Origin of the sequence: Paenibacillus sp. BGI2013 (assembly GCF_002843485.1) — a bacterium.
In the GTDB taxonomy this organism is placed as follows: Bacteria; Bacillota; Bacilli; order Paenibacillales; family Paenibacillaceae; genus Paenibacillus; species Paenibacillus amylolyticus.
The window spans coordinates 410,218-424,163 of record NZ_PJFA01000001.1 but is presented as its reverse complement, the minus strand read 5'-3'; the positions used below and the strand labels follow the sequence as shown (position 1 = coordinate 424,163).

14 protein-coding genes are annotated in these 13,946 nt (G+C 47.4%); 1 reads left to right on the top strand and 13 read right to left on the bottom strand.

The annotated features are described in order from the left end of the window. Nucleotides 1-16: 16 nt before the first annotated feature. The 7 genes from CXK86_RS01895 to CXK86_RS01865 all read right to left on the bottom strand — a co-directional run bounded on the left by CXK86_RS01895 (nt 17) and on the right by CXK86_RS01865 (nt 6,376). The gene (locus CXK86_RS01895) at nt 17-595 is read right to left on the bottom strand and encodes a TetR/AcrR family transcriptional regulator (RefSeq protein WP_036609680.1); all 579 of its coding nucleotides are present in this window, start codon (nt 593-595) and stop codon (nt 17-19) included. Nucleotides 596-608: 13 nt separating this feature from the next. After that, the gene (locus CXK86_RS01890) at nt 609-1,418 is read right to left on the bottom strand and encodes a DUF92 domain-containing protein (protein WP_036609682.1); all 810 of its coding nucleotides are present in this window, start codon (nt 1,416-1,418) and stop codon (nt 609-611) included. A 229-nt stretch (nt 1,419-1,647) separates the two neighbouring features. Beyond that, entirely contained in the window at nt 1,648-2,421 is a 774-nt protein-coding gene (locus CXK86_RS01885; protein WP_076249908.1) for an ABC transporter permease, read from the bottom strand. 17 nt (nt 2,422-2,438) lie between these two features. Further along, complete coding sequence (locus tag CXK86_RS01880; RefSeq protein WP_076249909.1) at nt 2,439-3,215, bottom strand: ABC transporter ATP-binding protein; 777 nt, start codon at nt 3,213-3,215, stop codon at nt 2,439-2,441. 27 nt (nt 3,216-3,242) lie between these two features. Then, nucleotides 3,243-4,298: an ABC transporter substrate-binding protein gene (locus CXK86_RS01875; RefSeq protein ID WP_101313393.1), complete on the bottom strand. Its 1,056-nt coding sequence runs from the start codon at nt 4,296-4,298 to the stop codon at nt 3,243-3,245. Between the two features lie 12 nt (nt 4,299-4,310). Then, nucleotides 4,311-5,759 carry an aryl-sulfate sulfotransferase gene (locus tag CXK86_RS01870; RefSeq protein ID WP_101313392.1) on the bottom strand — a complete coding sequence of 483 codons (1,449 nt, stop codon included), beginning with the start codon at nt 5,757-5,759 and terminating at the stop codon, nt 4,311-4,313. Nucleotides 5,760-5,818: 59 nt separating this feature from the next. After that, nucleotides 5,819-6,376 carry a MarR family winged helix-turn-helix transcriptional regulator gene (locus CXK86_RS01865; protein ID WP_076249912.1) on the bottom strand — a complete coding sequence of 186 codons (558 nt, stop codon included), beginning with the start codon at nt 6,374-6,376 and terminating at the stop codon, nt 5,819-5,821. Nucleotides 6,377-6,762: 386 nt separating this feature from the next. Between CXK86_RS01865 and CXK86_RS01860 the strand changes: the two genes are divergently transcribed. Continuing rightward, nucleotides 6,763-7,170 (top strand): hypothetical protein, encoded by a 408-nt coding sequence (locus CXK86_RS01860; protein ID WP_076249913.1) that lies wholly within the window; start codon nt 6,763-6,765, stop codon nt 7,168-7,170. A 122-nt stretch (nt 7,171-7,292) separates the two neighbouring features. Here CXK86_RS01860 and CXK86_RS01855 read toward each other — a convergent pair whose 3' ends face one another. The 6 genes from CXK86_RS01855 to hemE form a co-directional block, all read right to left on the bottom strand. Then, entirely contained in the window at nt 7,293-7,925 is a 633-nt protein-coding gene (locus CXK86_RS01855; protein WP_076249914.1) for a fumarylacetoacetate hydrolase family protein, read from the bottom strand. A 46-nt stretch (nt 7,926-7,971) separates the two neighbouring features. Continuing rightward, the gene (locus tag CXK86_RS01850; RefSeq protein ID WP_047842367.1) at nt 7,972-8,724 is read right to left on the bottom strand and encodes a glycerophosphodiester phosphodiesterase; all 753 of its coding nucleotides are present in this window, start codon (nt 8,722-8,724) and stop codon (nt 7,972-7,974) included. Between the two features lie 24 nt (nt 8,725-8,748). After that, nucleotides 8,749-10,170 carry a CapA family protein gene (locus tag CXK86_RS01845; RefSeq protein WP_076249915.1) on the bottom strand — a complete coding sequence of 474 codons (1,422 nt, stop codon included), beginning with the start codon at nt 10,168-10,170 and terminating at the stop codon, nt 8,749-8,751. A 185-nt stretch (nt 10,171-10,355) separates the two neighbouring features. Continuing rightward, nucleotides 10,356-11,780, bottom strand: a complete 1,425-nt coding sequence (gene hemY, locus CXK86_RS01840; protein ID WP_047842365.1) for a protoporphyrinogen oxidase — start codon at nt 11,778-11,780, stop codon at nt 10,356-10,358. Next, nucleotides 11,780-12,730 carry a ferrochelatase gene (gene hemH / locus CXK86_RS01835; protein WP_036609705.1) on the bottom strand — a complete coding sequence of 317 codons (951 nt, stop codon included), beginning with the start codon at nt 12,728-12,730 and terminating at the stop codon, nt 11,780-11,782. Before hemH ends, hemY begins: the two co-directional genes overlap by 1 nt. Beyond that, nucleotides 12,723-13,787 carry a uroporphyrinogen decarboxylase gene (gene hemE, locus CXK86_RS01830; protein ID WP_074094433.1) on the bottom strand — a complete coding sequence of 355 codons (1,065 nt, stop codon included), beginning with the start codon at nt 13,785-13,787 and terminating at the stop codon, nt 12,723-12,725. The genes hemH and hemE overlap by 8 nt, the downstream gene beginning before the upstream one ends. Between the last annotated feature and the right edge of the window lie 159 nt (nt 13,788-13,946).

Genomic DNA, 13,946 nt, shown 5'->3' with positions numbered 1-13,946 from the left:
CATCCGCGCACTTACTTTAAACTTGTAAAAAAGAACGGCATCCATCCAGAAACAACGCTGCTGCAAAAGCAATTCGTTTGTTCAGATGTTCCTCATTAAACTCCGGATTCAACATGATATCCATCTTCAGCCGGTCCAGAATTCCGATATATGCTTCAGCGAGCAATACAGGCTCAGGTACACTTGCACTCTCCAGTACCTCACACACCATACTCATGTATTGATTCATGAATGCCTTCATGAATTTCATCAGATCCGGATCATTATTGGGTGCCATAAAAAAGAGCTTGGTATGATTGCGACGCTCATAATAATACGTAAGGTGGGTCTTGGCTATTGCTCCAAGTTTATCACCTGTGTTCTCATACGAGTTCAAAGCATATTCAAGACGGCTGATAAAACTGTTACAATCCCGCTTGGATACTGCGATAAATAATTGTTCCTTGCTTTTGAAATATAAATAAATGGTGCCTTTTGCGATGCCGGCTTCGTCTGCAATATCAGACATTTTGGTCTCATAAAAACCTTTCGAGCCAAAAATACCATAGGCCGCATCCAAAATAGCCTCCGATTTGTCTCCCTGTACAGTGCTCAAAATGTACTCCCCCCTACAACGCCAAAATGTTACCTAAACCAATCGCCACACATCCGCCGATCACCGAGCTAAGCACGTTCACCAGGTCGTTACTCATCCATGCCCAGCCACGAGCCCGCACCGTTGGATGCCCGCAATGTTCATGTACCTCAACTTCACGGCCACACACAGTACAACGATACATCATCTGCACAGTTGCGCCCAGATAGGAATCGGCAAAAGCCCCTGCCAACCCGCCTGCAAGACCGACAAAAGTCCAACTAAACAGACTAAGCCCTTCTATCCCGGCGATCCAGGAAAACAAGAATGCTCCCGCACCAATCAGAGCCCCGCCTACGGCTGCAGCCACGGTGCCAAGAAGTGAAACACCTCCTGAAGCACCTGGCGTAAGTACCTTCCACGTGAGCACAGAGCGCGGCGGCTTGCGACTGAGACTCCCAATTTCGGTTGCCCATGTATCCGATGTAACGGTAGCCATTACACCAATGAAAGCATATACCCATGCCGGATGTGGAAATATCCAGTATCCCAGACATAGGAACATGCCCATTCCACCATTAGCCATCACTTGCCCAGCATCCCGATTTCCTGACTTGGCATAGGATTTCTCCAGCTCCTGCTTCCGATCTTTACGAAACCTGGAGAGCAACGTTGAAGTAATGAAAAACAACAATAACGTGCCAAACCAGAACAGGTTACCCGCTCCGTAATATATCGTTCCCATCATGATGGCTGCCAGGCAGCCAGACAAGGTTAGCGACTTTTTCGCATAGGCAGCACCTGCCACCATAGAAGCGCATACGGCGCCAATAATCCAATCCATAATGTCTCCTGCATGCAGCGTATGTACAGCCCGCATGACGTTTATTGTATTTTTGAAATTCAATTATACCACGGTTTGATCCCAATGCCGAAACTCCTTACGCCAGCACACAAAAAACCTGTTTTGGCCTCGTGTAGAAGTGCCAAAACAGGTTATTGATCAAACGTTAAAAACAAGATAACTTCCCTTTTCAAGTAACGTCTGGAATTCGGTGTTCCCAAGTTCTGTTTCAGGCCCGCTTCGCTCCTCCAATGACCCCATATCGGTAGAGTACTCTGCGACCAAACCAGTTGAACAATCGATCCGTCAGGAATCCCATAAAACCCAGGGAAATCAGCCCGACAAAGATCCAATCTGTTCGGAAAAAGAGTCTGGAGTTCCAGATTAAGTAACCCACTCCCTCATTCGAGGCAATCATCTCAGCACCGATTATGGCCATATACGAGGTTCCCATCGCCAGTCGCACACCTGTGAAGATATACGGGGTTGTCGCCGGAACAATCACATGCAGCAGAATCTGCCGTTCATTGGCTCCCATACTGCGGGCCGAACGGATTTTGTCTTCTTCAACGGAGAGTACACCTGTCAGTGTATTCAATACAACAATGAAGAAGGTTGCATACATAATGAGCGCGATCTTGGATTGCTCACCAATTCCGAACCACACCAGAAATAAGGTAATAAAGGCGATCGGCGGGATAAAACGTATAAAGTTAAGGAACGGTTCCGCGAACAGCCGGATGAGATGAACTTTGCCAATAATCAGCCCTACCGGAATAGCAATGATGCTTCCGAGTACCCAGCCCGCCAGTACACGAGTGAAGCTGATTCCGATATACTCCATCAGCGTACCGTCAGCTATCAGTTCGCGTGCTCCCAGGATCGTGTGCCACGGACCAGGGATTACGTCAGGCCCATAGATGAGGGCACCAAGCTGCCAGATTAAGATGACCGTTACCCATAGAAGCGGGATAGACACCCATTTTTTCTCCAACCATTTCATCTTGTATATCACCTCAATTATTCTTCAAAGTGGCCTTGAATTCGGTCATACAGGGTGTTGAACTCAGACGAGGCGATGTTCCTCGGGTAAGGTAAGTTGTTGTGGTAAATATCCGTTATATTCGAAGATGGACCTACAGACATAATGCCTATGCGCTCACCAAGCAATAACGCCTCCTGAATATCGTGAGTGACAAAGATAACGGTTTTATGTGTTTCTTTCCAAATTTTAACCAGTTCTTTCTGCATGGTCCGCCGCGTCATTGCGTCCAGCGCACCGAATGGCTCATCCATCAGCAAGATCGCCGAGTCATTCGCAAGTACCCGGGCCAATTGGACCCGCTGCTTCATGCCACCCGAGAGTTCTTTCGGAAATTTCCCCTCATGAGCACTCAATCCAACAAGCTGAATGTATCGATCAGAGATCTCACGTCGTTTTGTCTTAGACACCTTGGACATTCGAAGTCCGAATTCAACATTTTCCCTCACAGTTAGCCATGGAAAGAGAGAAGAATCCGCCTGCTGGAACACCATCGCCCGATCCCTGCCCGGTCTGTCGATCTCCTTGTTGTCTACCTTGAGCTGTCCGCCTGACTTGGAGATAAAGCCAGCGATCATATTCAGCAACGTTGACTTCCCACACCCACTGGGACCAAGCAGGACAAAGAACTCTCCTCCCTTGATAACCAGATCGACATCCTTAATGATATAATGCACATCCCCATTGGTCGGGGCATGATACGTTTTCCGAAGCTGTTCAATATGAATGGTATGCTGAGTTGCAGGTAAGGACATAACGGACACCTCCCATTTCCATAAGAATTATTTACTAAATGTCACTTTTTCCGGCAGAGCCTGCTGGAGAGAAGTCAGATCGAGTTTGGTGTCGAGATCAAAATCCTGTTCGATGATTCCAGTGTCCACCATATATTGCTTCTGACCTGCCAAACTATCATAAGCAGCCTGCGTAAATCCAACTTCCCATGGATTGATCGGAAGGTCTTTCAATGTGGCATCTTTAGGCTGTTTGGTCTCTTGATACATCAGATCGGCAACCTCTTCAGGATGCGCTTGAGCATACGTGGATGCTTCATCCAGCGCCGCAAGGAAGTCACTGATCTTTTCAGGGTTTGCCTGGATGAATTCATTACTTGATACCAGTCCCATACCAAGGCGTATAGGCGTCTGAGACATATCCGTCAGCTGATGTACTCCTTCGAGTGCATCGAATTTATCGGTTAACGCGGAACCTATGACCCAAGCGGCATCAAGGTCTCCCTGTTTCAGTGCGATGTAGGCCTCATCAAAAGCCCCCTGACCAATTTGCGTCACATCACTCAGCGCCACCCCCTGATCTTTCAAATATTCATCCCATAGATACGGAATAAATGTGCCTCGAATGAAACTCACTTTCTTGCCCTTCAAATCCGCTCCACTCTGAATATCCTCCCTTGCATACAGCTTCCAGGCGGCTGCCGCTTCATCCGTAGTCTGGCCTGCAGAAGCGATGGCTGAATATTCCCCTTTAGACAAAGCATTTAATACAGGGAAGTCCGCCCCGTACGCAATATCTACCTGTTTGATAAATAGTGCATTTACACCTTCAGCTGGTGAGCCAAACGTAATACTCTCTGCATCAATGCCCCTGTTTTCAAAAAAACCTTTGGCAATGGCTACCCTGAACGTTGGGTTCGTACTTGTATCTGCGATTCGAATTTTTACATTATCGGTATTCTTGCCGGTAGCGTCTTTTGCTCCAGATCCTGCTGCGTTTGAACTGCACCCGGATAATAGGAGTGCCGTAGCCAGAAATAATATCAATATGCCGGTTACTATGGATGGTTTTCTCACAATATACACCCCATTCGATCTAATCATGATTCTTGACGCCTAGCCGCCTGACTTGCCTTCATCCGACGTTGCCACACAGGCTGCACCCTCCACAAATGGAAGAGTTGTCTCTACGCTCACGATGGATGCAGAACCTTTGGGTGCTGCTCCCGGGACCCTGTAGGTAGAGACATCAATAGCTTCGATCGCAACTTCCTGCGGTTTCTCCAACTGTGGAACCCACTGATAAGGAACTCGATACGAGCGATAGACCATATTGGTATTCCGCCCATCGGTGTAAGGAGAAACATACTCCCATACCAGCTCATGCTCCGCTGTCACTTCGAACAATCTGCCATTGGAACCCTCGGTTATTAGGGTGTTGCCGTTAGGTAAACGCTGGGCGGAACTGATGTATGGGCTATAAAATTTATAAGAATCCGTCGGAACCGAGAAACCTGCTTCTGCCGAGGTATATTGCCAGACAATCTCCAGGGTGACCGGGTTAATCTCCAGTACACGGGAGTGATCCCGAATCGCATGTTTCAATCCAAATGGAGAAGCCGGATTTGGAAGGCCGTAACCTGCCCACCCGCCATTGTCGAATACGAGCAAATTCCCTTCACCCGGTAGACCTTGGGGAATAATATGTGCATGATGCTGCCCGATAATTGTGCCGATGTGTTTCACTTCAGGTGAAGTATAGTCTGGCCCTAATCTCCACACGATCTTTCCACTCTGTCTGTCTGTAATGGCGATAATGTTGGCCTCTCTGGCATCCCAGATAATATTGTCGGGGTGGAACCGTTCGTCTCCTTCTTCATAGAAACGGTTGGGTCCGACATAAGAAGCAGAATTAATATGTAACCAGTCACCAACACCAACACCCATATGACCGAAAGAACGTGTATTCGGATCACGGAACAGGACATTTCGAGCAGCTTCATCAAAACCTAATTCTTCAAAATGTTCGTTAGGCAGCCACTCCCAGAGTACCTCCCCCTCCCAATCGACTTCGATAATGGCATCATCAAGCAATGGCTTATCTGAAATTTGCGGGTTACTCACATTTTTGTGTGCCAGAATAAGTGTTTTACCACTCTTCGTCTTTGGCGCAAGGCCAGGTGCATAATAACCTACCGGATTCCCCTCACGCTGATAATCATGATGCTGGCGGGCATACCATAGTGGCTCATACCCCGGATCTTCGATGTGTTCGTAGCTATTGTATTTCCATACAATGTTGCCGTCCCAATCCACTTGGACCAGATCGACATTATCCTGAATACCGAACTTCGGATCTCTCCGACCCGTGCTGCCCAGCACGTAGCCGCCAGGTAATATTTTGGCCGGAAAACCTAACAATCCTTTCCACAGGTGAACCTCCTTGCCATTCATATCGATCAATACTACGCCTTCTTCACCTGCCTGATAAACGGTATAACCGCCCCAAGCCTTATCCGGATTGTATAACGTCGCTCCAGTTGGATATATTGTTGAGTGTCCCATTGATCATCTCTCCCTAGAATGTTTGTGGTATATCAAAATGTCGTTACATTGACCCAACCTCAATAACTGAGATAGTTCCTCTTCCCGGTATTGTCCCGCTGCTTCTGCTCAAGGTCACTTGTGGAGGACCGATTATGTTCTTGTATCCCGTTGCTCTCCGCCAATTCCAGCACCGTGTCCGAGAATCCCTCCAGATTCGCTACTACCCGCTCGTAGAATTGACTTTGCTGCTCCAGTTCCTCACTCGTAAAACCCTCAAACAGAAGCGTGATACATCGGGCACCGATGTTGCTGTTTCTCGCATACATCTCCCGCCCGCTGGATGTGATGTCCAGTAAAACCGTCCGGCGATCGTCTTCCTTTCGTCTGCGGATGGTGAGTCCCTTTTTTTCCAACTTATCGGTTAGAGCAGTAATGGCACCGGATGTAAAGTCCAACTGTTCTGCCAGATCTCCAAGCCGCTGTTCTCCCTCACGAATGATTTTGTGCAGGATAAGCATGCCTGGCAGGCTGATACCTTCTACAGAGATGCGATCCCGCTCTTTGACAAATCGTCTGACCATTTTGCGAAATAACCAATCCGTCCGCTCCAACGCTTCCCAGTCTCTATCACTCATTTCATAACCTCCTTGATCGTTTGAAGCTTCAATAAAGATACAAAAAAAGGCCCCCGAGGACATTCCTTAGAGGAGTAGTCCCGGGAGCCTTTGGTGGTCCAATCAGCTCAATGCAGTTTTCAGTTCAAATTAGTTCACTGTTCATTTAATGAGTATTAAAATAATTGAGATTATCATATAACCAACTAACCCAACCTGTCAAGTGAGAATTAAAATATAGATCTACTTTTACAGTCATTACCCGCCGGTTTGAAATTACTTATCCTGTTTTAAGTTTCACTTCAGGTTTCCCGTTTACACTATTCTCAGATCGAAACATCTACAACTACATCAACGACAAGCTACGATTCAGTTCGTACTCAACTACAGAAATGAGGATTATCCATATGAATATGAAAAGAGTCATTATTATAGGCACAATGATTGTCACTATGTCCTTCGCTGGAACAGCATGGGGCCAATCCGCCATCTCTCCCATACCTACTGCTAAATGGTCCATCGTTGACTTGGACACTCGTGAGGGAAGCAGTGATGAGCTGCTCGACGCTCTGAATCAGGCTTCAGAAGCGGATCTCTATCAAGAACTGTACAGCGGCAAATCACTGAGGACGATTACGGAAGAAAATAACGGGAATTTGGATGAGGTCATTGCTATTCAAGTAAGACAGCTCAGAGAGCAGTTGGATGAACGGCTCGCAAGTGGAAGTATCAGTTCGGAGCAACATGCTGCACAACAAGCTGAACTGGAAGAGTTGGTCACACAGAGCGCAAACACAGCATACAGCTTGGCGTAAATTAGTAGCGTATCCGTACGATGAAGGTATAAACATATATCCACGATAGCACGACAAAAAGGAGCGTATACACGCCCCTTTCTTGTAACCTATTCATTTCAAGCAGGTATGATGTGTAATCCTTATTGCACTGCCCCAATCGTGCAGGCACCCAAGGATTCGCCGTCCCATGCCAGTTCGAGCACATCTCCTGCTTGTGTTGGTCCAACACCTTCCGGTGTTCCTGTAAAAATGACATCGCCCGGCCCCAAGCCGTAATGATGACCTACATAATCCACAATATCCTGTAAACTAAAGATCATGTTACGAATATTACCACGCTGGACTTCCTCACCATTTTTGGTCAATGTAAAGTCTTTCTCCAGTAATGCTGCCGCACCCGGGAATGCCTGAAATGCAGTAACCGGAGCGGAATTTTTGAACCCTTTGGCCGCTGTCCACGGGTGGCCTTTTTTCTTAATCACGGTCTGTACGTCACGTAACGTAAAATCAATACCAAATGCATACGCATCCACCAGCTCATCTACCGCCATACCTGGCTCATAACTCCGGCCGATTTGCACGACCAATTCAGCTTCATAGTGAACTTCACCCTTGGTAGCAGGCAATCCAAGGGTTTCACCATTCAAGGGCACGACTGCATGGGAAGGTTTCATAAAGATCATTGGCTCATCCGGAACCGCGTTACCCAATTCTTCCGCATGAAGTTTATAATTGCGTCCTACACAGTATACATTGCGAATGTTAGTCAACATGGGTATATTACCACCTTTATCGGATTCATTAGTGCATATAGTAAAGTTAAGGTCTGAAAAATCGGCTGCTCGTCTCCTGAAATGCCAGCTCCCATACGTCAGGACGGTTCGTACATAACATCAGTTCTGGATCAACTGCCGCCAGTTTCTTCATAATGGTCTTGTCATCCACTGTCCAAGCCATCACCCGAATACCTGCACTCCGCATCTCGTTCATTAAGGATTTGTCTACATTGGTGTATCCAATCGATAGGAATGTACAATTCATCTGCCGCAACGCGGTTAACAGATCACCTGGTCGTGCATCGATAATTAGCCCCGTCTGGATCTCCGGTGCAAGTTTCTTCACTTCGATCAGAGCGGCTGGTTCAAATGATGTGATCACAACATCATTTTGCATATGTCTTTTTCTCACTTCATGTATAACAGCCGCAGGCAGACCCGGGTACATGTCTCCCTGCGTTTTCAGTTCAATGTTCAAACGTACTCTGCCGCACGAGCGATCTAACAATTCACTTAGCGCCGGAATCCGTTCGCCTTTGTAAGACTTGTTTTTCCATGCTCCGGCATCCAGACGTTGCAGATCAGCCCAATCAGTTTCCCGAACCAGACCCTTGCCATTCGTCGTGCGATCCACTGTAAAATCATGAATGACCACTGGTACACCATCACGCGACAACTGCACATCCAGCTCCATCCACTGAACTTCAGGTCGCTCCATGGCCATCAGGAATGCAGCCATCGTATTCTCTGGTGCAATAGAAGAAAATCCACGGTGTGCTACACAAAGGTTGTTCATTCGATTCCCTCCTCAAAAAGGTTTTTAATTAGGCGAAGCGACTCCATTCCCATCATATCGAATACCCGGGGAGAGCTTTGCCATCTGTTCCAACAGCAGTTTGTTCGCCTCATCAATCATTGGAATGGCCTGACCTAGCCCGGCCTCATAAGGGATAACTTTCATGCTGCAAGCTGCATCTTGACTACAGCGAGCCTGAAATACCGCCGTTTTCCAAGTCTCTTCGGTTGTTGATCTGGAGAAAATGAAATTTCCCGTACTGTATGCAATCCACTTCCCCTTATAGTACTCCAACCCTTGCAACACATGAGGATGACCACCTATGACCAGATCAGCGCCAGCATCTACAAACTCATGAGCCAATCGGGTCTGGTCACTATTCGGAGTACTTACACGTTCTTCTCCCCAATGTGCAACCACGATCACCAGATCAGCCTTCTTACGGGCCTCCTGGATCGCTTTGACTGCTCCTGTGGAATCATAGGCTTCAGCCACGCCAGCCCGATTGCCTTCCGCCTTCCAACTCGTTTCCGGTACAACTCGGGAGAACCCAAGCAATGCAATCTTCATGCCTTTGCGTTCCAGATATGCTGGTGCATAGGCCTCATCCCTGTTCATACCTGCCCCGGTGTGAGCTATGCCATATTCCTTGAGATAAGTTAACGTATCCACCAAGCCCTCTACGCCCTGATCCAAAATATGATTGTTAGCCAAATTGACAGCATCAAAACCCGCAGAGGCCATTGCCGCCAATGCTTTGGGCGAAGATTTGTACACATAGGTTTTGTCAGCTGCACTGGTACCACCATGAGTTATTGGTGTCTCCAGGTTACCGATGGTAAGATCATCATCCTTGAATAACCTGCCGAGTTTGGCAAAGGGATAATCATAACCGTTTTTATCCAGCAGTTCAGCAACTTTGCCCGAAAATTGAATATCACCAACAAAGTTAATTGTGACATCCTTCGCTGAATTGGAAGGTTTCGACGTCCCTGATTCCTGATCCACACCTGCATTTCCCTTGGTACCGGACGGTGTCGAATCTGCCGTAGGTTTTTTCGTTCCGGATTCTGTTTTCTCACTATTGGTATTGCTTGAAGTGTCAGGTGTCGCTACTCCAGATGTCTTATCTGCATCCGCTGTTGTCTCTTCATCCGTAGCTTTGGGCTCTTCTTCCGAAGTCTCATCGGATTCCGAGTCTGGAGAACTTACTTGATCCCCGCCTTTGGCATCATCTCCAATGGAAGGCTGATCCTGATCGACGATTTCTTGTTTCACCGGCTGGTCTGCCTGTTGCTGACGTGTATTAATGACATAAAAAATGCCCACCAGACCAATTGCAATGATCAATACAATATTAACTGTCCAGATGATTGTGATTGTATTGCGGGTGCGTTTACTACCTTTTTTCTTCTTTACACTTCGCTCTGATCTTGGGGGATACATAAGCAACTCCTCTTCTTCTTCACAGCCATACATACCATTATATCAGGCATATTCTGGATTTCCATCATTCCTTGGAACTGTATCGATTGAAAGGGTATGAACTCAGTTAGCTTCCAGATCTTCACATAAAAAAAGCCATCTCTCCAGTAGATAATTCTACGTTTGAGACAGCTCTCTTGCTGTACTTAATCTGCTGCAAGCTCTTGTGTAGCCTGAACAGACATTTCCTTCGCTTGTCTGATGCAATCAGGCAAACCTACGCCCTCATAACCTGCACCTGCAATGTACACACCCGGTAATTTGCTGCCAAGCTCCTCACGGAGGGCAGCAATATGTTGGAGGTGTCCCACCGGATACTGTGGCATGGATTTACGTAGCCTTGTAATCTCGGAGAAGATCGGCACTGCTTCAATACCCATCGTCTCTCTCAGATCCTTGAGAACGAGATTCGTCAGCGCTTCATCCGGAAGCTCTACGTTCTGTTCGTCACCGGAGCGACCAACATAACAGCGAAGCAGTACTTTATCATCGGGACTGGTATGCAGCCATTTCGTCGATGTCCACGTGCAAGCCGTAATATTACGCCCCTCTTTCCGCGGAACAAGGAAACCCGATCCATCGAATACATGCTCGACCTCTTTTTTCTCAAAAGCAAGCACCACATTGGCTACAGATACATAGTTAATCGCATCCAGTGCCGCCGTGTCCACGTGAGGTTTCAGCAGCTCCGACGCGACATACGTTGGCACAGTAACCACTACATCATCGGCTTCAAGCATTTCGCCATTACCAAGTTCAACACGGTATCTGGTCTGCGCTCCATCAAGACGTTGCAGCGACTTCACCGCAGTGTTCAGACGTTGATCCACATCCTGCAACTCATGGACGAGTGCATGAACAAGGCTCTGCAACCCCTGGCGAAAGTTCAGAAAGGCACTTCGTTTTGTTCCTGTATGCGTCTCAGCCGGTTTGCGACCCGTCATCATGCCCCGGATCAAGCTTCCGTAATCGCGCTCTACTTCTCCGAACTGCGGGAAAGTAGCCTGGAGGCTCAATCGCCGCATATCACCTGCATAGATTCCTGCGAGCAGTGGTTCCGTCAAGTTCTCCAGCACTTCTGCTCCAAGACGACGTTCAATCATATAACCGAGCGATTCATCCTCTGTTGTACGACGCGGCGGGATGACAAAATCCATCAACGCCCGCAGTTTGCCTGCCGGAGAGACCAGACCACTTCTCAAGAATGGTCTTAGTTCTGTCGGAATACCGAGAACAAGTCCTGCTGGCATAGGATGAAGCTTGCCACGCTGCATGATATACGTTTTCTTCGACTCCGGATTCTGACTGACCAATTCATGATCAATCTCCAATTCTTTGGCAAGATCAATCATTGCTGTTTTGCGAGCCAGGAAAGAATCGGGCCCTTTTTCAATCACAAATCCATCCCGGTGCAGTGTCTCAATCATGCCTCCCATGGACGAGCTTTTCTCGACCAAAGTAATCACAGGTTCAACTCCTGCTTCCCGGTAATGCTTGCGGATATAAAATGCCGCGCTGAGGCCGGTAAGGCCACCGCCGACAACAACAACACGGCGTTTCTTATCACCCATTACTCATCCGACCCTTGCTGCCATTGGCTTATAATAACGTCGCTTAAGGTCTCCATGTATAGAGGATCGCTATTGAGAGAATCAATACGCATCAGGCGCATGTCGATCTCTTTGGCAATCGATTTGGCCTCAATATCGAGATCATAGAGCACTTCGAGATGATCCGAGACAAACCCGATTGGTGCAACAAGCACATCCTCTACCTGTTCACGAGAAAGCTCCTGTAACGTATCCAGAATATCCGGTCCAAGCCAAGGCTCAGCTGTTCGTCCGGCACTTTGCCACGTAAATTGCCAATTGGTTATGCCTACACGTGATGCAATCACTTCCGAAGTCTCCAGCAATTGTTGCGGGTATGGATCACCCATCTCCACAATACGCGCCGGCAGACTGTGCGCACTAAACAACACCTTCACATCTCCGCGTTTTGCTCCAGCTTCTTCGAACGCATCCAACTTGGCACTGACACGTGTGGACAACGCCTGAATTAACTTTGGATGCAGATGATAACTCTCAATAAAGGACATATGAACGCCCAGCTCTTCTGCTTTTTCACGCGCACGTTTGATATAACTGCCTACACTCATCGTGGAAAAATGAGGAGCCAGTACAATACCAATCGCTGTCTGAATTCCATCCTTCGCCATCTGCTCCACGCCATCCTCAATAAACGGATAGGCATGCTTCAGTCCTTGATAACAACGGAATTCCACATCAGTGCCACGCTCATCGCGGTTTAATGTCTCTTGAAGGGCCTTGACCTGATTGTCTGTGTTCTCCCGAAGTGGGAAAACACCGCCAACAATGGCTTCATAACGATCCGTCAGTTCTTTCAATTGCTCTGGTTCAGGCGGACGTCCTCTGCGGATATGTGTGTAATACGCTTCAACACTCTCCATATTTTCCGGTGTGCCATACGACATCACCAGTACACCTACAGTATTAGTCATTGGTTACCGTCACCCCAGTCTTCATTGCTTCGGCAGAATATTCATGAATATACGCCGTTAGTTCTCTGAGCTTCTCTAGCGATGCTTCAGGAAATAATCCGTGTCCGAGGTTGAATATATAACCCGGCTCCTTGATTCCTTCGTCAATAATCACTTTGGCTTGCTCTTTAATCAGTTCCATCGGGGCAGTCAGCAAATATGGGTCCAGGTTACCCTGTACTGCAAATTTGCCGCCAAGACGTTGACGCCCTTCCGAAATGGATACTCTCCAGTCCAGTCCAATCACATCGGCTTGCAAATTATGCAGTGCTGGCAACAACTCACCAGATGCAACACCAGGGAAATAAATCTTCGGTACATTCAAATCCGATAATTCGGTAAAGATACGGGTAATCGTAGGCAACACATATGTTCTGAAGTCTTTGGGAGAAAGTGCTCCAACCCAGCTGTCAAACAACTGGAATGCCTTACCGCCATTCGCAATATGCGCACGGACATATGTAATAACCATATCACCAAGCTTCTGCATCAGCTTGTGCCACACCTCAGGCTCGCTGTACATCATCGTTTTGGTGCGGATATACCCTTTCGAAGGTCGTCCTTCAATCAGATAACTCGCAATCGTGAATGGTGCGCCCGCAAACGTAATAAGAGGCACATCAAGCTCCTTATCCAGAATTCGAATGGTTTCCAGAATATGTGACAGATCTCCTTCTACGTCGATGGGACGCAGCCGATCCACATCTGCAGCGGACCGAATAGGATTATCGATAACTGGACCAATATTTTTTACAATGTCAAAATCAATGCCCAGAGAGGCAACCGGATTCATAATATCGGAATACAAAATAGCCGCATCTACACCAAGTTTGCGTACCGGCATGAGTGTAACTTCAGCCGCCAGCTCGGGTTGTTTGCAGATTTCTAGCAAGGAGTACTTTTCTTTAATTTTGCGATATTCAGGATCGTAACGTCCAGCTTGACGCATGTACCATACCGGGACACGGTCTACCTGTTGTTTGAAACTTGCCCGAATCAGTCGATCATTATAGCTCATGTAAGAAGCCTCCAATAGTTTTTGGACTCATAATTACCATTATGCCCTTTTTAAACAGCCGTAACAACCACATGCAGATGCGTTCTACGTGACAATACTATGACATTCCTTACACCCATCCCTCATATGCCAATTATGTTATAATGAAAGAATGGTGTT